19 protein-coding genes, 2 tRNA genes, 2 rRNA genes and 1 pseudogene are annotated in these 25,337 nt (G+C 65.3%); 17 read left to right on the top strand and 7 right to left on the bottom strand.

Annotated elements, in window-relative coordinates; translation table 11 throughout:
- Both QF819_10000 and QF819_09995 read left to right on the top strand, forming a co-directional pair.
- Positions 1-330, top strand: a 330-nt coding sequence (locus QF819_10000; protein ID MDP6803480.1) for a type I restriction endonuclease subunit R, incomplete at its 5' end; no start/stop codon positions are given.
- Between the two features lie 54 nt (positions 331-384).
- Positions 385-1,200: pseudogene (locus QF819_09995) on the top strand (type I restriction endonuclease subunit R).
- Here QF819_09995 and QF819_09990 read toward each other — a convergent pair.
- Together QF819_09990 and QF819_09985 are read right to left on the bottom strand one after the other, a co-directional pair.
- Positions 1,139-1,891 carry a uracil-DNA glycosylase gene (locus QF819_09990; protein MDP6803479.1) on the bottom strand — a complete coding sequence of 251 codons (753 nt, stop codon included), beginning with the start codon at positions 1,889-1,891 and terminating at the stop codon, positions 1,139-1,141. The pseudogene QF819_09995 and the gene QF819_09990 sit on opposite strands and share 62 nt — an antisense overlap.
- Positions 1,888-2,673 carry an enoyl-ACP reductase gene (locus QF819_09985; protein ID MDP6803478.1) on the bottom strand — a complete coding sequence of 262 codons (786 nt, stop codon included), beginning with the start codon at positions 2,671-2,673 and terminating at the stop codon, positions 1,888-1,890. Before QF819_09985 ends, QF819_09990 begins: the two co-directional genes overlap by 4 nt.
- Before the next feature lie 515 nt (positions 2,674-3,188).
- Between QF819_09985 and QF819_09980 the strand changes: the two genes are divergently transcribed.
- The 3 genes from QF819_09980 (at position 3,189) to QF819_09970 (ending at position 6,080) form a co-directional block, all read left to right on the top strand.
- Positions 3,189-4,325, top strand: a complete 1,137-nt coding sequence (locus QF819_09980; GenBank protein MDP6803477.1) for an alginate export family protein — start codon at positions 3,189-3,191, stop codon at positions 4,323-4,325.
- Positions 4,326-4,481: 156 nt separating this feature from the next.
- On the top strand, positions 4,482-5,759 hold the full coding sequence (serS, locus tag QF819_09975; GenBank protein MDP6803476.1) for a serine--tRNA ligase: 1,278 nt from the start codon (positions 4,482-4,484) through the stop codon (positions 5,757-5,759).
- A 27-nt stretch (positions 5,760-5,786) separates the two neighbouring features.
- The gene (locus QF819_09970) at positions 5,787-6,080 is read left to right on the top strand and encodes a DUF1844 domain-containing protein (GenBank protein ID MDP6803475.1); all 294 of its coding nucleotides are present in this window, start codon (positions 5,787-5,789) and stop codon (positions 6,078-6,080) included.
- 876 nt (positions 6,081-6,956) lie between these two features.
- Here the strand turns inward: QF819_09970 and mazG are convergent.
- Entirely contained in the window at positions 6,957-7,739 is a 783-nt protein-coding gene (mazG, locus tag QF819_09965; protein MDP6803474.1) for a nucleoside triphosphate pyrophosphohydrolase, read from the bottom strand.
- Between the two features lie 153 nt (positions 7,740-7,892).
- Here mazG and alr point away from each other — a divergent pair, with 153 nt between their 5' ends.
- The 7 genes from alr to QF819_09930 all read left to right on the top strand — a co-directional run bounded on the left by alr (position 7,893) and on the right by QF819_09930 (position 15,676).
- The gene (gene alr, locus QF819_09960) at positions 7,893-9,086 is read left to right on the top strand and encodes an alanine racemase (GenBank protein MDP6803473.1); all 1,194 of its coding nucleotides are present in this window, start codon (positions 7,893-7,895) and stop codon (positions 9,084-9,086) included.
- Positions 9,083-10,285 (top strand): phosphopentomutase, encoded by a 1,203-nt coding sequence (locus tag QF819_09955; protein ID MDP6803472.1) that lies wholly within the window; start codon positions 9,083-9,085, stop codon positions 10,283-10,285. Before alr ends, QF819_09955 begins: the two co-directional genes overlap by 4 nt.
- The gene (locus QF819_09950; protein MDP6803471.1) at positions 10,282-10,695 is read left to right on the top strand and encodes a cytidine deaminase; all 414 of its coding nucleotides are present in this window, start codon (positions 10,282-10,284) and stop codon (positions 10,693-10,695) included. Before QF819_09955 ends, QF819_09950 begins: the two co-directional genes overlap by 4 nt.
- Positions 10,696-10,754: 59 nt before the next feature.
- The gene (gene rpiB, locus QF819_09945; protein ID MDP6803470.1) at positions 10,755-11,252 is read left to right on the top strand and encodes a ribose 5-phosphate isomerase B; all 498 of its coding nucleotides are present in this window, start codon (positions 10,755-10,757) and stop codon (positions 11,250-11,252) included.
- Positions 11,253-11,410: 158 nt separating this feature from the next.
- Entirely contained in the window at positions 11,411-12,124 is a 714-nt protein-coding gene (gene deoC / locus QF819_09940; GenBank protein MDP6803469.1) for a deoxyribose-phosphate aldolase, read from the top strand.
- A complete protein-coding gene (locus tag QF819_09935) occupies positions 12,124-13,440 on the top strand; it encodes a thymidine phosphorylase (protein MDP6803468.1) in 1,317 nt (438 codons plus the stop codon). Before deoC ends, QF819_09935 begins: the two co-directional genes overlap by 1 nt.
- A 1-nt stretch (position 13,441) precedes the next feature.
- A complete protein-coding gene (locus QF819_09930) occupies positions 13,442-15,676 on the top strand; it encodes a tetratricopeptide repeat protein (GenBank protein MDP6803467.1) in 2,235 nt (744 codons plus the stop codon).
- Here QF819_09930 and rpmB read toward each other — a convergent pair.
- The 4 genes from rpmB to QF819_09910 all read right to left on the bottom strand — a co-directional run bounded on the left by rpmB (position 15,673) and on the right by QF819_09910 (position 20,757).
- Positions 15,673-15,909, bottom strand: a complete 237-nt coding sequence (gene rpmB / locus QF819_09925; protein ID MDP6803466.1) for a 50S ribosomal protein L28 — start codon at positions 15,907-15,909, stop codon at positions 15,673-15,675. The genes QF819_09930 and rpmB overlap by 4 nt on opposite strands.
- A 24-nt stretch (positions 15,910-15,933) precedes the next feature.
- The gene (gene rpmG, locus QF819_09920; protein ID MDP6803465.1) at positions 15,934-16,101 is read right to left on the bottom strand and encodes a 50S ribosomal protein L33; all 168 of its coding nucleotides are present in this window, start codon (positions 16,099-16,101) and stop codon (positions 15,934-15,936) included.
- A 104-nt stretch (positions 16,102-16,205) separates the two neighbouring features.
- Positions 16,206-18,290 (bottom strand): PBP1A family penicillin-binding protein, encoded by a 2,085-nt coding sequence (locus tag QF819_09915; protein ID MDP6803464.1) that lies wholly within the window; start codon positions 18,288-18,290, stop codon positions 16,206-16,208.
- A gap of 190 nt (positions 18,291-18,480) precedes the next feature.
- Positions 18,481-20,757 carry a M14 family zinc carboxypeptidase gene (locus QF819_09910; GenBank protein MDP6803463.1) on the bottom strand — a complete coding sequence of 759 codons (2,277 nt, stop codon included), beginning with the start codon at positions 20,755-20,757 and terminating at the stop codon, positions 18,481-18,483.
- A gap of 204 nt (positions 20,758-20,961) precedes the next feature.
- Here QF819_09910 and tyrS point away from each other — a divergent pair, with 204 nt between their 5' ends.
- The 5 genes from tyrS to QF819_09885 all read left to right on the top strand — a co-directional run.
- The gene (tyrS, locus tag QF819_09905; protein ID MDP6803462.1) at positions 20,962-22,197 is read left to right on the top strand and encodes a tyrosine--tRNA ligase; all 1,236 of its coding nucleotides are present in this window, start codon (positions 20,962-20,964) and stop codon (positions 22,195-22,197) included.
- Positions 22,198-22,588: 391 nt separating this feature from the next.
- Positions 22,589-24,142 (top strand): 16S ribosomal RNA (locus QF819_09900).
- 174 nt (positions 24,143-24,316) lie between these two features.
- A tRNA-Ile gene (locus QF819_09895) sits at positions 24,317-24,393 on the top strand.
- Between the two features lie 24 nt (positions 24,394-24,417).
- Positions 24,418-24,493 (top strand) — tRNA-Ala (locus QF819_09890).
- A 170-nt stretch (positions 24,494-24,663) separates the two neighbouring features.
- Positions 24,664-25,337, top strand: a 23S ribosomal RNA gene (locus QF819_09885); the annotation flags it as partial.

The raw sequence follows: 25,337 nt of genomic DNA, 5'->3' as shown, positions 1-25,337 counted from the left end.
GACTTCCTGAAGGAGCTGCTCGAGCTTGCCAAGGATGTGGTCGCAACTGAACACGCCTCCCCCCCGATCGAGCAGGAAGAACGCGGTAAGGCCGCTCTGACTGAGCTCCTCGAATCAGCGAAGAGCGAAGAGACGCCAATCATCGTGGAGCGCGTGGTCAACGACATCGATGAGATCGTTCGACACGTGCGCTTCGATGGCTGGCAGGCGACCCACGCTGGAGAGCGCGAGGTGAAGAAGGTGCTGCGGAAGACCCTCTTCAAGTACCAGCTGCATTCAGATGCCGACTTGTTTGGTCGTGCCTACGACTACATCCGGGAGTACTACTGAGCGAGCGTCCAGCTCCAGCTCCAGCTCCAGATTCAGGTCATGGTGCGGCTACCCTTCGCGGACTTCTACCGCGCGACGGTGCTGGCCGACGAGACCGACCCCAACAGGCTGCACGATCTGCAGGCCGATCTGGACGGCGTGCAAGTCTACTCAGAGGAGCAGATTGACGAGTTCGTGCAGCTCTATCTCGGCGGCGCCGAGCGCGATCAGCTCGACCCGATCCTCGACGCCTGCGTGGCGGTCTACCGGAGCGATCTGGACGAGGACGGCCAGGTGGACTTCAAGGGCAAGTGCAAAGGCTTCGTGCGCACCTACGGCTTCCTCTCCACCGTCCTGCCCTACACCAACGCGGCGTGGGAGAAGCGCTCCATCTTTCTGAACTTCCTCGTCTCCAAGCTGCCGGCGCCGCAGGAGGAGGATCTGTCCAAAGGCGTCCTCGACGCCATCGACATGGACAGCTACCGGGTCGAGAAGCGGGCGGTCCAGAAGATCCTGCTGGCGGATGACAATGCGGACATCGACCCGCCTTCCACCAGCGCCGGCGGCTATCGCCCCGAGCCCAAGCTGGGCCTGCTTTCGAGCATTATCCGAGCCTTCAACGATCTCTTCGGCGATATCCAGTGGAACGATGCGGATCGTGTCCACCATCTCATCACTGAGATCCTCCCGGAGAGGGTGGCTGCCGATGGGGCCTTTCGGAATGCTCAACGCAACTCCGACAGGCAGAACGCCCGCATCGAGCACGATCGTGCTCTCCTTCGTGTGATGACCGCGCTCATGCAGGACGACGCCCAGGTCTTCAAGCAGTTCATGGACAACGATGGCTTCCAGCGCTGGGTGACCGACACAGTATTCGAACTGGCCTACGAGCCCCCCGTGCCCCCCCCCGAGCCCCCCCCCCCCCCCGCCCCATCACCGCGGCCAGCATCTCCCGCGTGAGGCGGCCCGTGTTCGTGTTCTGGCGGCTCGGGTGGTAGCACCCCAGGAGCAGCGTCCCGTCGTCCGCGCGCGTCTCGCTCGCGTGGCCGAACGCCGGCCGGGCTTCCCACGCTCCGCGTCCGCTCTCCCGCCAGGCGCGCCGCACCGCGTCGAACGCGATCCCTCCCAGCGCCACGACCACCCGGAGCCTGCGCATCGCGGCCAGTTCCTCCGCCAGGAACGCCCGGCACCGGTTTCGCTCGTCCGCCTCCGGGCGGTTCCCCGGCGGCGCGCATCGGACGGCGCACGACACGCGCGCGCCCTGCATCTTCAGTCCGTCCCGGCGTGCGATCGACTCCGTCCGGTTCGCGAAGCCCGCGTCGAACAGTGCGCGGAAGAGCCAGTCGCCACTGGAGTCGCCGGTGAAAACGCGGCCTGTCCGGTTTGCGCCATGTGCGCCGGGGGCGAGCCCTACCACGAGAAGCCTTGCGGAGATCGGGCCGAACGAAGGCACCGGCTTTCCCCAGTACCGTTCATCCCGGTAAGCGCGCTTCTTCTCCCGCGCGACTTCCCGGCAGTGCGTGACGAGCCTCGGGCAGGCCCGGCACGCCGCGATGCGCCCGGCGGGTGCGTCGCCCCTCAAAGCGCGGAGGTGTTGAACCCGGAGTCCACATAGTGGATCTCGCCGGTGACGCCGGAGGAAAGAGGGGAGAGGAGGTACACGCCCGCGCCGCCCACATCGTCGATGGTGACATTCCGCCCCAGAGGGGACCGCTCCGCCGCCTGCCCCAGAAGCCCCCGGAACCCGGATACGCCCGACGCCGCCAGCGTCTTGATCGGACCGGCGGAGATGGCGTTCACGCGAATGTTCTTCGGCCCCAGATCCGCCGCGGCATACCGCACCGCAGACTCCAGCGCCGCTTTTGCGATTCCCATCACATTGTAGTTGGGCACCGTCTTCACCGACCCGTAGTAGCTCAGCGCGAGGATGCTGCCGCCGTCGTTCATCAGCGGCTCCGCCTTCCGCGCGAGAAGGAGCAGCGAATACGCGCTGATCTCCAGCGCCTTCAGGAAGCCGTCGCGGGATGTGTCGATGGTCCGGCCCGCCAGGTCCGACCTTTCGGCAAAGGCGACGCAGTGCACCACGAAGTCCAGTGTGCCGAAATGCCGCCCGACCGCGTCGAACGCGCTGTCGGCCTGCGCTTCATCGGTGACATCCAGCGGGACGACCACCGAAGATTCCACGCTCTCCGCCAGAGGGCGCACCCGCTTCTCCAGCGCCTCGCCCTGATAGGTGAACGCGAGGTCCGCGCCTTCCGCCCTTGCCAGCCGAGCGATCCCCCAGGCGATCGATCGCTCGTTGGCCACGCCGACCACGAGTCCCTTCTTTCCCGCAAGAAGCCCCGCGGATCTGTCCCCGCTCATCACCTTCGCCGCCCCCTGATCTTGATGTTTTCCATTTCGCCCTCCTTTCGGAACGCGGCCCGCTTCGGACCCGCTGTCAGGTTCGCAGGGATTCCGGTCCCGCGCAAGATCGGGATTCCTCACCGGAAACCCGCCGGGGACACAGGGGCAAGTCCAGGACCGGGGAGGGGGGGCTTGGATAATACCGGAGTGAGTAGTCGTTTATTAGCCTTCACTTTTCCCTTTTCAGCTTCGCTGTTTTCCCTTCTCATCTTGTCGCCAGACACCATGAAGGTGGGATTCCTTCGTGGCAGCCGGATGTGTGGTTGGGTGGTGCGGGCCGGGTTCGGCACGCGCGGTCGCCTTGGGCGACGGCCTGACGACTGGCTCGTGGGCTCTGGAACCCTCGGGAGTCCCTGAAAGGGGGCCGAGGCGGAAGGGGCTCGTTGATGGGGAACGGGGGGAGCCTCCCGCCGTTCCGGCTTGCAGGGGCCGCGATTGCGGACCCCCTCGAAACCTCTCAGGAGGCAGAATCCATGTCTCGATTCCTGTTCCGGAGTGGCGCTGCCCTTAGTGTTGTCGCGCTTCTTCTTCTCGGAGTGGCCCCGGCCTTTGCGGATGGCGTTGATGTGTCGGGGAGCGTCCGCGTTCGCACAGAAATGTCGGACCGTTCGTTCGTGGCCGATACGGATGCGGCCTGGGCGACCTGGCAGCGTACCCGCGTGGCGCTTTCCGCCGAGGGTGCCGGCGGCACCACCGCGTATGTGCAGTTCCAGGACTCCCGCGTGTGGGGTAACGAGGGATCCACCCTCACCGACAACTCCATGGTCGATGTTCATCAGGCGTGGGTGCACGCGGATGACTTCATGGTCGACGGGTTGGGAATGACCGTCGGTCGTATGGAGATGGCGTACGGCAACCAGCGTGTCATCGGCCCCGTGGGTTGGAGCAATGTCGGGCGTGCGTTCGACGGCGTGAAGACCTCGTGGGGCATGGCGAACGGCTGGTGGGATGCGTTCGTCCTTCGCGAGGACGCCGCGACCGGCCGGAATGTCTGGGGAACGGTGATGCACTTTGACGCATCCGAGAACCTCTCCATCGAGCCGCTGGCGCTGATGCAGCGCTGGGACGACGGCGCCGACAAGGCCAGTCTGACCTCCATCGGCGACTACGCCACCTTCTCCTCCGGGGCCATCTCGGTGGAGCAGAACTTCGTCTACCAGACCGGTGACGATGTCTCCGGGTGGCTGTTCGCTGCGGACGCCTCCTATGATGTTTCCGGGGACGGAAACATGGGAGTCTCCGGCGGCGCGTCCATCTACACGGGCGACGACGCGGCGACGGCCGAGAACGAGGCCTACACGGAACTGTATCCGACTGGCCACAAGTTCCACGGCTACATGGATCTGGCCAACACGATGACCGGTGGACTCGGCCTCAAGGACTTCCACGGCGGCGGCTGGTTCTCCATGCCGTCTGGTGCGAAGCTGACGGGCACCTTCCACAACTTCTCCGATCAGGTGAACGGGGATGCCATCGGCAACGAAATCGATGTCGTCTGGAGCCACAAGATGGCGGGCATGGGCGTCAAGGTCGGTGGCGGCATGTTCATGCATGACACCATGGACGAAGACGCCACCTGGGGATTCGTCCAGGCCAACTGCCCCTTCTAGGGACGGTTCTCTGTCACCGGAGAGGGGCCCTCCTCTCCACGGACGCCCGGGTCAATCGGCCCGGGCGTTCTTCTTTTCGTCCGCCCGCGGTCGTTGCCCGTCGCGCTCTCTTCGACTATTCTGCCGACATTCTGTCGACCGATGGGGGGAGGAACCATGCTCGACATCCGCACCATCCGCGAAGAGACCGACCGCGTCCGCGCGGGGGCGCTCGCGAAGGGCGTGGAGGTGGATCTCGACCCCATATTGGAACTGGACCTCCGGCGCCGGGCCATTCTCGCGGATCTCGAAACGCGCCAGCACGAACGCAACACGCGTTCCAGGGAGATCGGCGAACGAAAGCGTGCCGGAGAGGACGCCGACGAAGCGCAGGATGAAGTGCGCCGCATCGGCGAGGCCATCCGCGAACTGGAGGAGGAGCGGCGATCCGTGGAGGCCTCCCTCCACGAGCGGCTCCTCACCGTGCCCAACCTCCCCGATGACGAAGTGCCGCCCGGGAATTCGGCCGGGGACAATGTGGTCGTGCGGGAATCCGGCGAATCCCCCGCATTCGATTTCACTCCGCGCCCTCACTGGGAACTGGCGGAGGCGCTCGGCATCCTGGACTTCGAGCGCGGCGTCAAGATCGCCGGAAGTGGCTTCCCCGTGTATGCCGGGGCCGGAGCGCGGCTGGAGCGGGCGCTCGTGTCGTTCTTCCTGGATCAGGCGGCCGGGGCCGGTTACCGGGAGATTCTCCCGCCCGTGCTCGCCAACGAGGACAGCGTCATCGGCACCGGGCAGCTTCCGGACAAAGAGGACCAGATGTATGTCGTCGGCCGGGACGATCTCTATCTGATTCCCACGGCCGAAGTCCCCGTCACGAATCTCCACCGCGACGAGATCCTCCCGGCGGCGGACCTCCCCGTGAAGTACGCGGCCTTCTCCGCGAACTTCCGCCGGGAGTCGGGTTCGCACGGTCGCGAGGTTCGGGGGCTCAATCGCGTCCACCAGTTCCACAAGGTGGAGCTCGTCAAGTTCGTGGAGCCGTCGCGCTCTTCCGAGGAACTGGACGCGCTCGTCGCGGACGCGGAAGCGCTCCTCACCGCGCTCGGTCTTCGTTACCGCGTGCTCTTCATGTGCGCCGGAGACATGGGTTTCACGCAGGCGAAGAAGTTCGATCTGGAGGTCTGGGCGCCCGGGCAGGAACGCTGGCTGGAGGTCAGCTCCTGCTCCAACTTCCGCGATTACCAGTCGCGCCGCATGAAGATCCGCTATCGCCCGGAAGGGAAGAAGGCCAAGCCCGCTCTTCTCCACACGCTCAACGGATCCGGGCTTGCGACACCGCGCACATGGATCACCATTCTGGAGCATTACCAGCGGGCCGACGGGACGGTGGAGGTTCCCGAAGTTCTGCGGCCGTACACAGGGCTGGATCTCATCCGCCCCGGAGACTGACCGGGCGCTGCCCGGCAAGGAGCTACCATGACTGATGACAAGCAATCCGCTCCCGATGCGCCGGACCTCAGCGGACTTTCCCCCGAGGAACGAGACTCCGCGCTTCTCTTCGGGCTGGCACTCATGCTTCGCAAATCCGCGCAGGATCTTCTTCAGTCGGACAAACCCGAAGACGCGCGCGGCATCATCGATACGCTCTCGATGATGCAGAACAAGACCAGGGGCAACCTCACGGACGAAGAGGAGAAGCTCCTGGGCGGCATTCTCTACGAACTCCAGATGGCCGTCGTCGCCGGTGCCGGGAAGACGGAAGAAGATTGATCCGCCGCGCCTCCGGTGCCGTGTTGATTGCGGTGGGGCTTCTCGGCGCACTCCCCGCGCAGGCTTCCCGACCGGGTGGAGCGGGTCTCTTCGATGTCCGGGCCGCCCGCGTTCCGGAGCGCGGGGGTCTTCGCGTCGGGTTGCTCGGGACCGGGTACCGGCTCCACTCCGCGCAGGACCCCGAAGAGGGCGGGCGCGTGGCGACCGACGGCGGGCTCGGCGTGTTATTCGGCGTGGGGCGGGGCGTTGCGTTGTTCGCCAGTGTGGAGGGGACCGCCCATGAGTATCGCGGCACCGTCCCCATCGTCGCGGAAGATGCCGTCATCGGTGCGCAGGCTGCATGGCGCGCCGGGCTTCCCCGGTGGCTTCGCGCCGGAGCGGTGATCGCGGCGTCGCTGCCCACGGGTGTCCGCTCGCGCGGCCTCTCCACGCGTTCCGTGACTCCCGAGGCGGCGCTGCTCCTTTCCGTCCGCCTCCCCGATCCCGGGTCGCGCACCGTCACGCGCCTTCACCTGAACGCCGGGCTTCGGGCGTTCCACAACGCCCCGGGACGCACACTGGCCGGGTACCCCGCGTGGTACCTGCCGCCGGTTCACCCTCGCGGAGACTCCGTCCGGCTGGACCTTCGCGCCGCGCTGGAGTCGGCCTCCCCGCGCATGCGCGTCTTCGTGGAGCTGGTGGCGGATCGGATTGCCGACGACCGGCTGGCCTGGAAGGAAGGCCCGCTCTTTCTCACGCCGGGCGCCGAGGTCGCGCTGGGCGGCGGCGTGTCGCTTCTCGGCGGCGTGAAGGTGGCGCTCTCCCGCGACGACCCCACCTCCACCGCCTACCGGCCGCCCCGGGAACTCTTCCCCGACTGGCAGCTTCTCATCGGAGTCAGCTGGTCGAACGGCCCTCGTCCCGCTTGGCCTTCTCCCACACCCGCTCCATCTCCTCCAGCGTCATCCGGCGACTCTGGGAGTTCACCGCCTCCTCCACCTGCCGAAAGCGGTTCTCGAACTTCTTGATCGTGCCCACCAGCACTTCCTCGGGATTCCGGTTCAGGAAGCGCAGCAGGTTCACCACCGCAAAGAGCACATCCCCCAGCTCCTCCACGGCGTCGTCCATCTGCCCCGCGTGGTAGCTGGTGCGTACTTCCTCCATCTCCTCTTCCACTTTGGCGAACACATCGTCCGGGTTCTTCCAGTCGAATCCGACCGCCGCGGCGCGTTCCTGCACGCGTCGCGAACGCATCAGCGCAGGCAGGCTGTGCGGGATTCCATCGAGGACGGATTCACGCCCCTCTTTCCCTTCCCGCTTCTTCACCTCTTCCCAGACCCGCTTGGCGTCTTCGGGATCTTCCGCGCGGGCATCGCCGAACACATGCGGATGCCGCCGGTGGATTTTCTCGTGCGCGCCGCGAATCATCTCCTCCACGGAGAAGTACCCCTCGTCTTCCGCGACGATCGCCAGAAACATCAGCACATACAGGAGATCCCCGCACTCCTCCCGGAACTCGTCCCGGTCGCCGGACGAGTGCGCTTCCAGCACTTCGTAAGTCTCTTCCAGCAGGTTCGGCTTCAGGGTCTCCACGGTCTGGGCCGCGTCCCACGGGCATCCGCCCGGGGCGCGCAGCGTATGCTCCAGTTCCAGCAGGCGGCGGAAGGCCTCGACAGGCATGACACACTCCAAGGTTGAATCAGGAAGCGGGGAGAGTAGCCGTCCCCCTGCCGTCGTTCAAGCACGGGGAGCCGTTCCCGCCAAGTTTGCCGTAGCGGGTTCGCGGCCGCCCAAGCTATTCTGCCGTTTCAGACGGTGAGGAGTGTGCATCCCGTGAAAAACCGCAGCACATGGGTAGAGATCGACCTCGACGCCTTTTCAGCCAATCTCCGCGTCATCCGGCGCGAAGTGGGTGAACAGGTGCAGATTCATCTGGTGGTCAAGGCCGACGCGTACGGGCACGGGGCCGGACCGATCGGGCGGATTGCGGAGACGGAGGGAGTCCACTCGCTGGGAGTGGCCACGCTGGACGAAGGGATTGAGCTTCGTCGAGACGGAATCCGGATTCCCGTCATCATCCTCTCGCCGACGCTGGCACCGGAAGCCGGGGCCATTGTCGAGCACGACCTGACGGCGACCGTGGCGGACTCCGGGATTGCGCGGGCGCTCTCCGCCCGGGCTCGCGCGGCCGGGCGGGAGATCGGGGTTCAGCTGGAGATCGACACCGGGATGGGGCGCACCGGGCTGCCTCCCGCGGATGCGGTGTCGTTTGCCGCCGCGCTTGCCGAGATGCCCGGCATCCGGCTGACCGGGACCTACACCCACTTCCCGCGCGCGGATTCACCGGACGGCGTGTCCATGACCTCGCGCCAGTTCGAGGACCTGCTGGCCACCGCGGACGCCCTGCGTGCCGCCGGGCTGAGCCCCGGGCTTCTTCACGCGGCCAACTCCGCCGGGTTGGTGAACCATGCGGGTTCGCGCCTCGACATGGTGCGGCCGGGCCTGCTGGCGTACGGCCTCACGCCCTCCTCCGGCGTCGTCCCGCCGCAGGGCCTGTCGCCCGTGATGCGCCTGGCGAGTCGCCTCGTCCATGTGCGGGAACTCGGCCCCGGGCACCCGGTGAGCTACGGGGGAGAGTTCGTCACGCCGCAGACGATGCGCGTGGGCACGGCGGCCATCGGGTACGGCCACGGGTTGCCGTTCAGGCTGTCGGGCCGGGGGGCCGCGCTCTGCCGGGGGTGCCGGGTTCCCATTCTCGGGCGGGTCACCATGGACACCACGGTCTTCGACCTGCGCGGCGTTCCCGAGGCGAAGCTCGGCGACGAAATCACGCTCTTCGGGCGGCAGGGCGACGAAGAGATCCGCGTGGAGCGAATCGCCGAGACCACCGGCACGATCCCCTACGAGATCCTCTGCGGGATCGGGCGCCGCGTGGCCCGCGTGTACACGCGCGTCGGACAGACGGTGGGCGAGCGGACGCTCCTCGGCACCATGCCGCCCCTTCTCCCGAAGACCGAAGACGCATGAGCTTCCCGCGTGCGGCCATTGTCGTGATCGACGGGGTCGGCATCGGAGACGCTCCGGACGCCGCCGACTTCGGCGACCAGGGGGCCAACACGCTCGGGCACACGGCCGAAGCGGTCGGCGGACTCTCGCTTCCCAATCTGGCGCGGCTCGGCCTCGGGAATGTCGCGACGATCGCCGGAGTTCCCGCGGTCGCCACGCCGGAGGCGTCGTGGGGAAGGATGCGTGAAGCCTCGGCCGGGAAGGACACGACGACCGGCCACTGGGAGCTTGCGGGGGTGGTGACGGATGTGCCCCTGCCCACATTCCCGGACGGATTCCCGGAGGAAGTGCTCCGGGCGTTTGAGCAGGCGGCCGGATGCCCGGCACTCGGGAACGAGGTCGCGTCCGGCACGGAGATCATCGCCCGCCTCGGAGAGGAACATCTTCGCACGGGGCGGCCCATTGTCTACACCTCGGCGGATTCGGTCTTCCAGATCGCCGCGCACGAAGAACGGATTCCCCCACAGCGTCTTTACGAACTCTGCCGGGAAGCGCGCGCATTCCTCACCGGTCCGCACGCCGTGGGGCGCGTCATCGCCCGGCCGTTCGCGGGGGAGGCGGGTGCCTTCGCCCGGACTTCCCGGCGCCGGGACTTCTCGCTGCCGCCGCCCGCGCCCACGGTTCTCGACCGCGCGCACGCCGCCGGGCTGGAAGTCGTCTCCGTGGGGAAGATCGACGACATCTTCGCTCACCGGGGAATCACGCGCTCCCGGCATGTGCTGCCGCTGGCGGAGTGCATGGACGCCACCGCCGAGGCTCTGCGCCACATGGACCGGGGGATGGTCTTCACGAATCTGGTGGAGTTCGACTCGGAGTACGGCCACCGGAACGATCCTTCCGGAATGGCGCGCGCTCTGGAGGATCTGGACTCGCGGATTCCCGCGCTCGCAGACGCCGCCGGGGAGGAGACGATTCTCATCCTCACGGCGGATCACGGCAACGACCCCACCCACCCGGGCACCGACCATACCCGCGAAGAGGTGCCGCTTCTTGTTTCGACGGGGGGCCGCCTCCCCGGCGTTTCACTTGGCACCCGCGGCACTTTCGCCGATGTGGCCGCGACCCTCGCGGAGAACTTCGGGCTGGACTCGCCTCCGGCGGGACATTCCTTTCTCCGGGACTTGCCCGCTGGCCCGGAAAGGGGGACACTCGGCGCATGAATGCGGACAGGGAACAAGAACTGCTGAGTGCGGCCCGCGCGGCCGCGGACCGTGCCTGGGCGCCCTACTCGAAGTACCGGGTGGGCGCGGCGGTCCTCACCGCTTCCGGCGAGATCGTGACCGGCTGCAATGTGGAGAATGTGTCCTACGGGCTCTCCATGTGCGCGGAGCGGGTGGCGGTCTTCTCGGCCCGGGAGAAGGGGCTGGTGGACCCGATTTCCGCACCACTTGCCGCTGTGGCGGTCTATTCGCCGGGGCCTTCGTCGCCGTGGCCCTGCGGGGCCTGTCGACAGGTGCTCCGGGAGTTCGGCGGGGATGATCTTCCCGTGTGGGTGGATTCCCCGGAGGGAACCGCCCGAACCACGCTGGGGGAGTTGCTTCCCCGGCCCTTCACGCTGGAGATGGAATGAACACCAACACCCCCGACGAGGCTCTCGTCGCGGAAGTCGTCCGCCGCGTGGTGGACAGGATGGATTCCGGGGAGGCGCGTCCGTCCTCGCGTGCGCCGGTCCCCGCGTTGTGGCCTCCGAAAGCGGTCGCCATCGGATCCGATCACGGGGGCGTCGTGCTGAAGGACGACCTTGTGCGGTTTCTGGAGGCGAAGAAGTACACGGTGGTAGACTGCGGCACCCAGGGTCGGAAGTCCGTGGATTACCCCGACTACGCGGCGGCGGTCGCCGGGCGCGTGCGTGACGGGAAGTGCCAGGCGGGAATCGTGATCGACACGGTCGGGATCGGTTCGTCCATGGCGGCGAACAAGGTCGCGGGCGTCCGGTGCGCGCTCTGCCACGATGTCGCCACCGTTCTCAACAGCCGCGAGCACAACGATGCCAATGTGCTTTCGCTCGGCGCCCGCGTCGTTCCGGCGGCGCTCGCCCGTCGAATGGTGGACCTGTGGCTCCAGACGCACTTCGGCGGGGATCGGCACCTCCGACGCGTGGAGAAGATCATGGAGCTGGGATCATGAGCCGCGAAGAACTGGTCGCCCGGATCACCGAGGAGGTCGTGCGCGCGCTCTCCGCGCCGCCGCAGTCCGCACCCGCGTGCGACTGCGCTTCGCCAGCACCGTCCGTGACGGATCCCGCCTGCGTGCCGGAGGAGGACCTCGCGGGGCTCTGCCGCGACATGGGCATCTGCCGTGTCGGAGGCGTTCCCGGCGAGCGCCCCGCGCGCGGAGTGGCTTCGCTCATCGACCATACCGTGCTCAAGCCCGACTCCACCCGCGAGGACATCGAACGCCTCTGCCGGGAAGCGGCGGAGCACTCCTTCGCCAGTGTCTGCGTGCAGCCGTGGTGGGTGGCGGTCTGCGCGGATCTGCTTCGTGGCACCGAGGTCAAGGTGTGTACGGTCGTGGGCTTTCCGCACGGGATGAACCGCCCGGAGACGAAGAGCTTCGAGGCCCGTCGCGCGGTTCTCGACGGGGCCACCGAGGTGGACATGGTCGTCAATATCGGCGCGCTGAAGTCCCGAGACTACGGAACGGTGGAGCGGGACATTCGCGCGGTCGTGGAGTGCTCCCGTCCGAGCGCACGCGTCAAGGTCATCCTGGAGACGGCCTACCTCACGGACGAGGAAAAGGTCGAAGGCTGCGCGCTGGCGAAGGCGGCGGGGGCGGACTATGTCAAGACCTCCACCGGCTTCGGTCCCGGAGGAGCGACGGTGGAGGATGTCGGCCTCATGCGGCGGATTGTCGGCCCGGACATGGGCGTCAAAGCGGCGGGGGGCATCCGCGACGCCGAAGGAGCCCGGCGCATGATCGAGGCGGGGGCCACCCGGATCGGCGCGAGCGCCTCCATCGAGATCGTGCAGGGAAGCGACGGGCCGGACGGCGAAGGCTGATGAACATCCCGGAGATCATCGTCCGGAAACGGGAAGGCCACCCCACCACGCCGCAGGAGATGGAAGCGCTGCTTCGCGGTCTTCTGAGCGGCGACATCCCCGAGTACCAGATTTCCGCATGGCTGATGGCGGTGCTCTTCCGCGGCATGGAGGCGGATGAAACGGCGGCGCTGACGCGGATCATGATGGAGTCCGGCGAGGTGCTGGACCTGTCCGATCGCCCGGGCGTTCAAGTGGACAAGCACTCCACCGGCGGCGTCGGGGACAAGATCAGCATCCCGCTTGCGCCGCTGGTCGCCAGCGCCGGCGTGAGCGTCCCCATGATCTCCGGGCGCGGACTCGGGCATACGGGAGGAACGCTCGACAAGCTGGAGTCGATCCCCGGGCTTCGCACGGACCTTTCGCCCGCGGAGTTTCGGAGCGTCCTCGGGAAGACCGGATTCTGCATTGCCAGCGCGGGGGAGAACCTCGCGCCCGCCGATGCGCGTCTCTACGCACTGCGCGATGTGACCGGCACCGTGCCGAGCATCCCGCTCATCACGGCGAGTATCCTCTCGAAGAAATACGCGGCCGGGGTGGGTGCGCTCGTGCTGGATGTGAAGACCGGCTCCGGCGCCTTCATGCGGGATCTCGAGGATGCCCGGGAACTTGCGCGGGTGCTCGTCGCCGTGTCGGAGCGCATGGGAAAGAGGGCGGTGGCTCTGGTGACCTCCATGGACCAGCCGCTGGGGTGCGCGGTGGGGAATGCGCTGGAGATCGCCGAGTCGGTAGAGGTGCTCACCGGGGGCGGGCCGGAGGATGTCGTGGAGCTGACGCTGGCACTGGGGGCGGAGATGCTCGCGGTTGCGGGCGTGGAGGAGGACCGGGCGGTCGGCCGGGACCTTCTTGCGGAGCGGATTGCATCCGGGGCGGCGATGGAGCGCTTCGAAGACTGGGTGGCGGCCCAGGGCGGAGATCCGGCCGCCGTGACGGATCCCGGGAAGTTGCCGCGCGCGCCGGTCTGCGTGGCGGCGACCGCGCCGGAAGCGGGTGTTCTGGCCGCGATCGACACCGCGGAGGTGGGGCTTGCGGCGAACGGACTCGGGGCGGGCCGTGCGAAGGTGGGGGACGCCGTGGATCCGGCGGTAGGGATCGTGTTCCATGCGCGGCTCGGGGATGTTCTGGAAGAGGGGGATCCCTTCGCCGAAGTCCATGCACGGACCGCGGATGACGCGGCCGCGGCGACCGCCCGGCTGCTCCGTGCCGTCCGCCTCTGTGAAGAGCCGATGGAAGCGCGCCCGCTCGTGATCGACCGGGGCGCTCCGGGGGTGGCCTGACATGACGGATCCTTCCGCACGGGCAGCCGGGCAGCTCGTGGGATGGCGCCGCTGGGCATTCCCGATGGTTGCGGTCCTCGGTGTCCCGCTGGCGGCCTTTCTCCTGCTGGAAGGGGCGCTCCGTCTCGCGGGCTACGGGACGCCCACGGACTTCCTGCTGGAGGCCACGCACGAATCCGGTCCCGTGTTGACGGAGAACTCCGCCTTCGGCCGCCGCTTCTTCCCGGCTCGCCTCGCGCGGACTCCGGCGCGGATTGTGCTCCCCCTTGAGAAAGCCCCCGGCACGGTGCGCGTGTTCGTGGTCGGGGGATCCGCGGCGATGGGCGACCCGGATGCCTCCTTCGGGATTCCGCGCATCCTGCAGGCCATGCTGGAGGACGCGCTTCCCGGGCGACGCGTGGAAGTCGTCAATGCCGCCATGACGGCGATCAACTCCCATGTGGTCCGGCTCATCGCGCGGGACTGCCTGGATCGAGACGCGGACGCTCTGGTGGTCTATCTGGGGAACAACGAGGTCGTGGGGCCATTCGGCGCAGGGTCCGCATTCGGGATTCCGGGGGCCGGGCCGCGGGTGGCGCGGACGGTGATTGCGCTTCGGGGAACACGGACCGGACAGCTTCTCTATGCCGGGCTGGACCGGATCTCCCGTGCCCTTCGCGGGCCGGAGGCCTGGCAGGGGATGGAGTCGGTGATGGGGCAGACGCTGCCCGAGGATCATCCGGCTCTGGAGAGCGTCTATGCCGGAATGCAGGACAATCTGGCGGAGATTCTCCACGCCGCGAAGCGGAGCGGCGTCCCGGTGGTCCTTTCGACCGTGGCGGTGAACCTGGGTGCGTGCCCGCCGTTCGCTTCTCATGAGCCGCCGGGGTGGTCGCCGGAGGAACGGGCGCGGTGGAAGAGGGCGGTCGAGGCGGGAGTCCGTCGGGAGGAGGCGGGAGATCCGGCGGGGGCGCTGGATGCGTTCACGGAGGCGCAGGAGATGGCACCCGGGCACGCCGAGACGCACTACCGGCGCGGGATGTGCCTGGAATCGCTCGGGCGCTTCGAGGAGGCGGGCCTCGCCTACGGTCGCGCACGGGACACCGACGCCCTCCGCTTCCGGGCGGACCGGCGGATCAACGCGATCATCCGGGAACTGGGAGCGGCCGGACCGGCGGAGGGCGTCTTTTTCGCCGATGCGGAGAAGGCGGTTGCCGAATCCTCACCGGGGGGGATTCCCGCGGCGGACTCCTTCCTCGATCATGTTCACTTCACCTTCCCGGGGAACTGGCTGGTGGCGCGGGAACTGGCCGTCGCGACACTTGCGGGTCTGGCGCCGGAGCGGGCTCCCCGGGCGGTGCCTTCGCTTGCGCGATGCGCGGAGCGGCTCGGCTGGAGTGACGGGGCGCGGCACGCCGCGCTGGAGGGGATGACGAGGCGGTTTGAGCGTCCCCCCTTCACCGGGCAGCTGAATGCGGACGAGCGCCGCGCATCGGTGGAGGCCGCGCGGGACAGTCTCTCGGCACGCCTCCTGCCGCACTACCTGCGGAAGACGGTGGACACTCTTCGGGCGCAGCTTGCCGAGCACGCCGATGACACCGTACTCCGTGCTCTTCTTGCGGATCATCTCGGTCGCGTCGGCGATCCGACGGGGTCGGTGCGCCAGTGGCGGGAGGTCACGCGGCGCGTTCCGCACAGTTCCGAGGCGTTCTACAGCTACGGGCTTGCCCTCTCGCGGCAGGGAAATCCGGCAGGCGCCCTGGGTGCGTTTGAGCAGGCCGTGGATCGGATGCCGCGCAACTCACTGGCGCATTTCGCGATGGCGGAGGAACTGGCGTCGGTGGGACGCCTCGGGGAGGCGGTCGACAGCTATCGCCGCGCTGTCGAAACCGGCCCGGACCACGCGCAGGGACACAAGCAGCTGGGAGACGCGCTTCTGGAACTGGGGCGTCCGGAGGAAGCCGTGGCAAGCCTTCGCGAAGCGGTTCGCCTGCGCCCGAGCCTCGTGGCCGCATGGAAGCGTCTGGGCGACTCTCTGGACGAGTCGGGGCACTCCGGGGAGGCGATGGACTCCTACCGCAAGGCGCTGTCGATCAACCCGGATTTCTTCTCCGCGCACCGGAGGCTGGGAGATGCGCTTCTGCGCGGCGGGGACTTCGACGGCGCGGCGGCGAGCTATCGCGAAGCTCTCCGGATTCAGCCGGGGAATGAAAAGGCCCGGGCCGGGCTGGAGAAAGCGCTGGCCGGGCGGGGTTAGACCTTCTCCCCCCGGGAGCGCATCTCTCGAATGACCGTGGCCAGCCCCTTCTTGTCGATGAGGCGAATGCCGCGCGCGGAGATCTTGAGCCGGATCCAGCGGTTCTCCTCGGCGAAGAAGTACCGCTTGTAGGACAGGTTGGGCTTCCAGCGCCGCCGCGTCTTGTTGTGGGCGTGGCTGACATTATTGCCTGAAATGGGCTTGATTCCCGTGACCTGACAATACCTGCTCATCTCGATCTCCCGAGGCGCTGGGGCCTACTTCATCTTCTGTTCAACGAACTCCACATGCTTGCGGGCTCTTGGGTCGTATCTCCGGATCTTGAGCTTGTCCGGGTGGAGCCGCCGATTCTTCGTCACCGTGTAGAAGTAGCCCGTCCCGGCGCTCGACACCAGGCGGATCTTCTCTCTCGTACCTTTCGCCACCTTACTCCTCCGATTCGCGAAGTAGCCGGACAGAGTACGGGATCCGCGAAGACCCCGCAACCGGAAACCGACGGGCAGGTGCCCGGGAAGGTGAGAAACGAAGGCTACTCGATCGTCTTTCCCTCGAAGGAGTCCCGATCCAGTTGGTCGAACTGGAGATCTCCGGTCTGCGCGTCATAGGCCGCCTCTTCTCCGTGGATGGGGCAGGTGTCGTCGGGAGCGTCGATCTGAACGAAGATCTCCGGGAAGGAGGCGACGCACTCGCCCTTGGCGAGGAGTCCGGACTCCGGGCAGACCTCCAGCCAGACCACGCCGTCGGGGACTTCGAACGGGGGAGGGTCGGGGAGGTTCGCGTGGGCCGCCTTCATGACCTCGATCCAGACGGGGAGCGCGGCGGCACTTCCGGTCATCTTCTCTCCGAGCGTCTTCTTCACATCGAATCCCACCCAGACGGCCATCGTGTACTGAGGCGTGAATCCCACGAAGAGCGCGTCCATGTAGTCGTCCATCGTTCCGGTCTTGCCGCCCGCGGGCAGCCGGAACCCTTTCCACCGAACCGAACTGGCGGTTCCCCGGTCCACCACGCCTTCGAGGAGATTCGTCATGACGGCAGCCACCGGGGCGGCGAGCGCCTCGCGCGTTGTGGGGCGCCCTGTCTCCAGAACAGTGCCGTTGCGGTCGGCGACGCTCTGAATGAACCAGGGTTCGTGATGAATCCCGAGATTCGGGAAGACGCTGTACGAGGAGGCGAGGTCGATCAGCGTGACTTCGGATGCGCCGAGAGCCAGCGACGGATAGGGATGCAGCACTCCCGAAATACCGCAACGCCGGGCCACATTCACGGCGGCGCGTGGGCTGACCGTGAGAATCATGCGGACGGCGGGGACATTGATCGACTTGGTGAGTGCCGTGCGCATGGTCACGGGACCGCGGAAGGAACGGTAGGTATTCTCCGGTTTGTAGACATCGCCATTGGGGAGCGGAACAACGAGCGGCTCATCCCGGATGATCGTGGAGGCGCCAATCCCCTGCTCCAGAGCCGCGATGTAGACGAACGGCTTGAATGCGCTCCCCGGCTGGCGTCGGGCCTGCGTGGCACGGTTGAAACGGCTCTCCCAGAAGTCGCGCCCGCCCACCATGGCGACGACCGCACCGGTCTTCGTGTCCAGAACAATGGCGGCGCCCTGCACATAGGGTGAGTTCGAGAGAGGCTCTGCGGGGGCTACCCATGTGGAGTCCCGGACGATTTCGTAGAGGTTCTTCTCTTCCAGGCGACGCAACTGATCTTCCAGCGCCGTTTCGGTGGTTCGCTGGATCTCCAGGTCCAGCGTGGTGGCCACCGACAGCCCGTTCCGGTAGATCTGGTCCGCCCCGTAGTTCGTCTCCAGATACTGCCGAACCTGCTCCACGAAGTAGGGCGCCGCCATCGATCGGCGCTCCCGGACCGTCAGCCGGACCGGCTCGGCGCGGGCCGCCGCCGCTTCGTCCGCCGAGATGCTCCCGTGGTCGACCATCATGGCGAGCACCGTACGCTGACGCCCAAGCGCGTTCTCCATGCGTCGCCGGGGGTCATACACGGTCGGATTCGCCGGGATCCCCGCGAGGAATGCGCACTCCTCCAGCGTCAGGTCCGTCGGGTCCTTGTCGAAGTACTCGCGGGAGGCCGAGCGCACACCGTAGGCGCCGTTCCCGTAGTAGATCTGGTTCAGGTACATGGAGAGGATCTCCCGCTTGGCATAGATCCTCTCCAGTCGGATCGTGAGCAGGGCTTCCTTGATCTTCCGGGTCATCGTGCGTTCGTGGGTGAGGAAGAGGTTGCGGGCCAGCTGCTGGGTGATGGTGCTTCCGCCCTGCGTGGTGCGGCCCCGGCGCAGGTTGGCGAGAACGGCGCGCGCCATCCCGATATAGCTGATCCCCCAGTGATCGTGGAACCGCCGGTCCTCGGTGGCGATCACTGCGGCAATCATCTCCGGCGGGATCCGATCCAGCGTCGTCAGGAGGCGGTCTTCCGTAAAGAGGTCTCCGAGCGGAGTGCCGTTGCGGTCGAGGATGCGCGTGTTTGCCGGCGGTTCGATCCGTTCCAGGTGCGCGGTGGAGGGGAGTTCGTTCTGGAATCGAAGGAGTGCCGCGACAAAGGCGCCGCCTCCCGCGAGGATCGCGAGAAGCGTGAGGAGGAGCCACACCTGCACGAAGAGAGCGAAGCCCGACCGCCTGCCGCCACGCCTTGGGGCGGGCGGAGACCGGTCGCTGCTCGCCGCGCCCCCTGGAGGCTTCCCGCCGGGCGGGGGCTGCCGCTGAGCGGGCTTGCGCCGCTCTCCACCGCCCTCGGGCCTTCGGCGTCGCTTTCTTCGCACCCGGGGCCCTCCAGTGGGTGTCCGACTACCTTCGGAGGACCACCCTCCCGTCCAGCGTGCCGGATCCTGTTGCAAGCCGGTAGAAGTAAACCCCTGACGGCGCGGTTCGTCCACGGTCATCCCGGCCGTCCCAGACGGCGTGGTGGGTTCCGGCGCCCAGCGATCCATCCGAGAGCGTGCGCACCAGGCGGCCGGCGACATTGTGTACGGTCAGCCGGTGAGTGCCCGGCTCCCTGAGGCCGAAGGAGACTCCGGTCTCTCTGGTGAAGGGGTTGGGTGTCGCCGCCGTCAGATGGAATCGTCCGGTTGCCGGGGCGGTCGCCACCTCGGTCGCGGATTCCACGACGACCTCCCACGGCGCGGACCAGTATCCGTCGTCTCCTTCCGCATCCCTGCCGCGAGCCTTGTAGTGGTAGGTGCCGTCGGGCACCCCGGTGAGCGGGAGCGTGGTGCCCGGTGCCGCTGCCGCGACCACGGTTGCGGAGCCCCACTCCATGACGGGATGGATGTCGTCCGCGTAGAAGCCCTCTTCGGTCACATAAGCGTCCGTACTGTACCGGAATCCCAGGCGAACCGGCTGCCCGGCCCACGAGGACAGGTCGAACGACATCGCCTGCCATCCTCCACTGGACCCGGTGATTCCATTCCCGGCGTTGCTGCCGTTCGGATCGGAGGCGGAAGTGCCCGTTCCCGGGAGGTTCGTGAAGGAGCGGCCCCCATCGGTGGAGAGGAGCACATAGGCGTAGTCCCAGTTCGATTCGATGTCGTACCACCCCCGGAAGGTCAGCGCGTCGCCCGGCTGCACCAGGTAGTCCTCGGAGGCGATGGAGATCCGGTTCATGGCGTCGCCGCTTCCCGAATAGAGGCTGAAGCTCCCGGCGTATGCCCGCGCGGACGACGGCGACCAGTTCCCGGTGAAGTTCCCGCCGCCCGACTCCAGTCCGTCGGTGGACGCGGCCGGCCCGGTCATTTCGACCACTTCGTAGGAGACCGGCTGCGTGTCCGCCGTGGTGGGCGCGTCCCACTCCAGCGTGAACGACCCGGAACCGCTGGATGACGGGGAAGTGATCGCGGGCGCTCCCGGAGGAGCCAACTGCCCCGGCCTTTCCGCGTAGGCGAGGCACAGCCACGCGGGCTCGATGTTCTCGGCGATGAGCGCCGGGATGCGACTCTCCGGCGGGTAAAACCCGTCGGAGGAGCCGCCGACCTCCGGGGTGAACCCGAAGATCTTCGGGTGTGTCGGGGAGTTGTACATCCAGTCATTCGCCTCTCCGTTGGCGATGTAGATCGTTCCGGAGGCGGGGTTTCCCGGTGCGTACCCGTTGAGCGCGTTCACCTGCGCGCCGAACTCGGAGAAGATGTCCTCGTCTTCGGAAAGCCCCGGCACATGGGCCGGACCCCAGAGCCAGAGGTTGCTGTAGCTGTGGAAGGACAGGCAGAAGACGAACTGTCGTGAGTCCACGAAGCTCTGCACCGTCTGGATCTCCGGTTCCGAAACCGCGCTGGGTCCGCGGTAGACTTCACTGCCCGAGTACGAACTGGATCCGATGTCGTCAGCTCCCCACTCCCACGCATGGTTCCGGTTGAGATCCACGCCGAAGGATCCCCAGCCGTTGTTCCGACGGTTCTTGCGCCAGTTCGAATCCACATTCTCCACATAGACATGCCCGTCCGGGTTGACCATGGGGAGAATCCAGATCTCGCGGGTATTCACCCAGTCCGTAAGTCTGGGATCGGTGCCGTAGTTCATGAGCAGGCTGTCGGCCAGCGCGAGCGCGATCTCCACGGTGATGAGTTCCCGCGCGTGGTAGGTCGCCATGTAGAGGACCTCGGGCTCGTTCTCGTCGACGGCGACATTGTCGGAGATCTTCAGCGCGTGAATGTCGCGCCCTTCGTGCGAGGGGACGCCGATCACCGAGTGGCTTGCCAGCGACGGATACGCCGAGGCCATCGCGTTCAGCCTCGCGATCATCTCGGAGTAGGTCGTGTAGGCACCGAGGTCGCCGCGGGACCGTTTGATCTCGCGCAGACCCTGAAGCATGTCCGGGTTCAGCGTCTGTACTTCGTGACCATAGGCAAGGAGTTCGCGTCTCTGCTCCGGGGTCACGAGAAACTCGCAGCGGGAGCCGAGACGGATCTCGTCGAGGTCGCGGGAGAGAAGGTCCACAAATGCCGCCCGATCGGCGGGCTCTATCGCGACCAGGATGTTGGCCCCCGAGGCCGGGTCGAGCGCGGGAGCCGGAGCTGCGGAGAACAGGAGTGTAAGGGCGAAAGGTGCGAAGGCAAGCAGCTTGCGGGTCATCGGCGGTACTCCGTGGTATGGGCGGCGAACTCAGGCAGACGGGCCGGTGCGGGTCTGCCCGCCGGGGGGGAGCGGACGATATGCGATTCTACCATCTGAGCGGAGGCTGCGCCACCAGCGGCAGGTTTGTGGATTTCGACTCTCGCCACGGGCGTGGATCATGGATAGGATTCCGGGTCGAAGTGCCAACCTCAGAGGGCCCCCATGACTTTTCTGCCTGTTGAGACCCAGATGGAGACCCTCCGCGAAGGGCTCGAGGAGATCTACACGGAGGAAGCCCTGTGCGACAAGCTGGAGGCGTCCCGGCGGGAGGGACGGCCGCTTCGCGTGAAGCAGGGGTTTGACCCCACGGCCCCGGACATTCACCTGGGGCACACGGTGGGCCTTTGTGTCCTCCGGCGTTTTCAGGACCTGGGGCATCAGGTCGTGGTGATCGTGGGGGACTTTACGGCGCTGGTCGGAGACCCCAGCGGCCGAAACAAGACCCGGCCGCGGCTCACGCGCGAGGAGATTCTCTCCAACGCCGAAACCTACCGGGAGCAGTTCTCGCGAGTCCTGGACCCGGAGCGAACGGAGGTTCGCTTCAACGGTGACTGGTTCGCGGAGATGGATTTTGCGGGCATTCTGGAGCTCTCCTCACGGTTCACCGTCGCGCGGATGATGGAGCGGGACGACTTCCACAAGCGATACACCGAGGGGCGCCCGATCTCCGTCCATGAGTTCCTCTACCCGCTGATGCAGGGATACGACTCGGTGGAGATCCGCGCGGATGTGGAGATCGGGGCCACCGAGCAGACATTCAATCTGCTGGCGGCGCGGCACATCCAGAAGGAGTACGGCATGGAGCCGCAGGTGGCGTTGACCTTCCCCGTGCTCACGGGACTGGACGGGGTGCAGCGCATGTCGAAGTCACTGGGAAACTATGTGGGAGTCACCGACGCTCCGGAGGACATGTACGGCAAGGTGATGTCCATCCCGGACGAACTCATGCCGGAGTGGTACCGGATGGTCTCGGGGCTTGGAGCCGAGGCGATGCGAGAGGCCCTGGAGGGTCTCGAAGCGGGAGGAAACCCGCTGGAACGCAAGGATGCGTTGGCTGCGGCCATTGTGGGGCGATTCCATACCCCGGAGGCCGTGACGGAGGCCAGGGCTCATTTCGACCGTGTGGTGCGCCGAAAGGAGTCTCCGGACGAGGTTCCGGTGGCGGAGGTGCCGGCGAATGCCGAGGGAGTCCCGATTGCCAACTTGCTGAAGGAGACCGGGCTTGCGCCGTCTACGAGCGAAGCGCGGCGCCTGGTAAAGGGCGGCGGCGTTCAGGTGGACGACTCAAAGTGGACGGACCCGCAGTCCCGGATTCCGGCGGAACCCGGGACGGAGATCCGGCTCAAGGTGGGCAAGCGCCGGTTTCTGCGAGTGAGATTCGGCGGGGGGAGCGTCTAGCGCGCTCAGTTCTCCGAATCGGCGGCGGAGTGCCGCGAATCATGTCCCATTCTGGTCGTTTTCTTGGAATAGTTCGCGTATTTCTTCTATTCGGTGGTTTGGTGACGGGTTCAAATCTGGCCTAACCTCTGGTTTCGCCACAGCTTGGAGCGGTTCGGGCGGGTCGAATCTTTTTTGTCGAAAAGGTTGACTCCGCGGAATCCGGATGCTAGATTGCCCTCCGCGTTGATGCGAGAAATCGACGCACGGTCTTTGAAAACATGGTGTGCACCGTTTCGTAAAGGCTCTGTGGGCCTTGCCTTCCGGGTGACTTTTACCCGGTCCGGCTTGGCTCTTTATATTTCTGTGCTTGAATTTGGCTGCCTCTTCGGAGGTGGCCGTTCGATTCTTGACCACGGAGAGTTTGATCCTGGCTCAGAACGAACGTTGGCGGCGTGGATTAGGCATGCAAGTCGAACGCGAACGCCGGACTTCGGTCCGGCTAGTAGAGTGGCGAACGGGTGAGTAACGCGTGGGCAATCTGCCCTTGAGTGGGGAATAACCATTCTAACGAATGGCTAATACCGCATGTGTCCCTTCCCTCGCATGGGGGAGGGTGCAAAGGTGGGGATCTTCGGACCTGCCGCTCGAGGAGGGGCCCGCGTCCCATTAGCTTGTTGGTGAGGTAACGGCTCACCAAGGCGACGATGGGTAGCCGATCTGAGAGGATGACCGGCCACACTGGGACTGAGATACGGCCCAGACTCCTACGGGAGGCAGCAGTCGAGAAGCTTCGGCAATGGGGGAAACCCTGACCGAGCGACGCCGCGTGCGGGATGACGGCTTTCGGGTTGTAAACCGCTGTCAGGAGGGAAGAATCCTATCGGGCCAATACCCCGATAGTTGACGGTACCTCCAGAGGAAGCTCCGGCTAACTCCGTGCCAGCAGCCGCGGTAATACGGAGGGAGCAAACGTTGTTCGGAATCACTGGGCGTAAAGGGTGCGTAGGCGGATTCGCAAGTCAGAGGTGAAATGTCCCGGCTCAACCGGGGACCTGCCTTTGAAACTGCGAGTCTTGAGGGCGTGAGAGGAGACTGGAATTCCTAGTGTAGCGGTGGAATGCATAGATATTAGGAAGAACATCAGTGGCGAAGGCGAGTCTCTGGCACGTTTCTGACGCTGAGGCACGAAAGCTAGGGGAGCGAACGGGATTAGATACCCCGGTAGTCCTAGCCGTAAACGTTGGGCACTAAATGTTGGCCGATCGACCCGGTCAGTGTTGCAGCTAACGCGTTAAGTGCCCCGCCTGGGGAGTACGGCCGCAAGGTTGAAACTCAAAGGAATTGACGGGGGCCCGCACAAGCGGTGGAGCATGTGGTTTAATTCGACGCAACGCGAAGAACCTTACCCGGGCTTGACATCCTTGGGACAACCTCAGAGATGAGGCTTTCCTTCGGGACCCTTGGACAGGTGCTGCATGGCTGTCGTCAGCTCGTGTCGTGAGATGTTGGGTTAAGTCCCGCAACGAGCGCAACCCCTACGTTTAGTTACTAACATTTAGTTGAGTACTCTAAACGAACTGCCAGTGATAAGCTGGAGGAAGGCGGGGATGACGTCAAGTCCTCATGGCCCTTATGTCCAGGGCTACACACGTGCTACAATGGTCGGTACAAAGGGTTGCAAAGCTGCGAAGTGGAGCCAATCCCGTAAAAACCGGTCTTAGTTCGGATTGAAGTCTGCAATTCGACTTCATGAAGCTGGAATCGCTAGTAATCGTGGATCAGAACGCCACGGTGAATACGTTCCCGGGCCTTGTACACACCGCCCGTCACACCACGAAAGTTGGTTGTACCAGAAGTCGGTATTCTAACCTTTTGGAAGAAGCCGCCTAAGGTATGATTGATGATTGGGGTGAAGTCGTAACAAGGTAGCCGTAGGGGAACCTGCGGCTGGATCACCTCCTTTCTAAGGAGTTTTCTAAAAAATCATTGATTCGTTTTTGATTTTGGAAAATTATCCAGGTCAATTCCGCATTTCACTCTTGACGCTCTCTTATTAAATAATGTTTCGCTGCTCGAACCTGCGGCATGGGCTGTTAGCCCGGCTTCGCTGGGATTTTATCAGCGGCGCGCTGATGATGGGCCTATAGCTCAGCTGGTTAGAGCGCACGCCTGATAAGCGTGAGGTCGATAGTTCAAATCTATCTAGGCCCACCAAGTAAATCAACGTTTTTGCTTTACGGGGGTGTAGCTCAGTTGGGAGAGCGCCGGCTTTGCAAGCCGGAGGTCATCGGTTCGAGACCGTTCACCTCCACCATTTAACTTGATGGAAGTGATTGGCGTATTAAATTTTTGCAAATTTCCAGCTAATTAACTGGGAATTCAACAGTTCTTTGAAATTGTGGGGTTTTGAATATACGATATTTCTACGTAGATTTCATGATCTTTTTGTGAAATCGCGGGAAGAAAGTAGCTGATTTAAGTTTTGATCAAGCGTAAAAGGGCATTCAGGGGATGCCTTGGCGCCAGGAGTCGATGAAGGACGTAGTTGGTTGCGATAAGCGACGGTTAGCCGCCAACAGGCTTTAACCCGTCGATTTCCGAATCGGAAAACCGGTCGTGTGGAAACGCACGTCATCATACGCTGAATTCATAGGCGTGTGAGGGTAACCAGGAGAATTGAAACATCTTAGTATCCTGAGGAAAAGAAAGCAGAGCGATTCCCTTAGTAGCGGCGAGCGAAAAGGGAACAGTCTAAACCGAATGTGTGTCAAGCTCACAGGCGTTGCTCATTCGGTGTTGTGGGATTTATCCGGACCGGGCTGTGGACAGGTCGGAGAGTTATAAAAGTATTATCTAGCCGAAGGACCTGGGAAGGTCCGCCGTAGAGGGTGAGAGCCCCGTAGGCGAAAGGTTTTGCTCTCTCTGGGATAAATTCCCAAGTAGCGCGGGGCACGTGAAACCTTGCGTGAATCTGGGTGGACCATCATCCAAGACTAAATACTCCCTGGCGACCGATAGTGAACCAGTACCGTGAGGGAAAGGTGAAAAGAACCCCTGTTAGGGGAGTGAAACAGTACCTGAAACCGTATGCCTACAAGCAGTGGGAGGGCGTTTATCGGGGGCTTGCTCCCGATGTTGCCTGACCGCGTGCCTTTTGC

The organism is Gemmatimonadota bacterium, assembly GCA_030747075.1.
Lineage (GTDB): Bacteria > ARS69 > ARS69 > ARS69 > ARS69 > ARS69.
Note: the sequence above shows the minus strand (reverse complement) of the source record. Positions and strands in the feature narration are given on the sequence as shown.

What these genes read in the sequence shown, in the direction of transcription:
- serS (MDP6803476.1), top strand. Translation starts at nt 4,482, where the DNA reads ATGCTCGACATCCGCACCATCCGCGAAGAGACCGACCGCGTCCGCGCG.
- QF819_09930 (MDP6803467.1), top strand. Translation starts at nt 13,442, where the DNA reads ATGACGGATCCTTCCGCACGGGCAGCCGGGCAGCTCGTGGGATGGCGC.
- QF819_09955 (MDP6803472.1), top strand. Translation starts at nt 9,083, where the DNA reads ATGAGCTTCCCGCGTGCGGCCATTGTCGTGATCGACGGGGTCGGCATC.
- QF819_09935 (MDP6803468.1), top strand. Translation starts at nt 12,124, where the DNA reads ATGAACATCCCGGAGATCATCGTCCGGAAACGGGAAGGCCACCCCACC.
- rpiB (MDP6803470.1), top strand. Translation starts at nt 10,755, where the DNA reads ATGGATTCCGGGGAGGCGCGTCCGTCCTCGCGTGCGCCGGTCCCCGCG.
- tyrS (MDP6803462.1), top strand. Translation starts at nt 20,962, where the DNA reads ATGACTTTTCTGCCTGTTGAGACCCAGATGGAGACCCTCCGCGAAGGG.
- QF819_09985 (MDP6803478.1), bottom strand. Translation starts at nt 2,673, where the DNA reads ATGAGCGGGGACAGATCCGCGGGGCTTCTTGCGGGAAAGAAGGGACTC.
- QF819_09980 (MDP6803477.1), top strand. Translation starts at nt 3,189, where the DNA reads ATGTCTCGATTCCTGTTCCGGAGTGGCGCTGCCCTTAGTGTTGTCGCG.
- QF819_09950 (MDP6803471.1), top strand. Translation starts at nt 10,282, where the DNA reads ATGAATGCGGACAGGGAACAAGAACTGCTGAGTGCGGCCCGCGCGGCC.
- QF819_09970 (MDP6803475.1), top strand. Translation starts at nt 5,787, where the DNA reads ATGACTGATGACAAGCAATCCGCTCCCGATGCGCCGGACCTCAGCGGA.
- QF819_09910 (MDP6803463.1), bottom strand. Translation starts at nt 20,757, where the DNA reads ATGACCCGCAAGCTGCTTGCCTTCGCACCTTTCGCCCTTACACTCCTG.
- mazG (MDP6803474.1), bottom strand. Translation starts at nt 7,739, where the DNA reads ATGCCTGTCGAGGCCTTCCGCCGCCTGCTGGAACTGGAGCATACGCTG.
- rpmB (MDP6803466.1), bottom strand. Translation starts at nt 15,909, where the DNA reads ATGAGCAGGTATTGTCAGGTCACGGGAATCAAGCCCATTTCAGGCAAT.
- deoC (MDP6803469.1), top strand. Translation starts at nt 11,411, where the DNA reads ATGGGCATCTGCCGTGTCGGAGGCGTTCCCGGCGAGCGCCCCGCGCGC.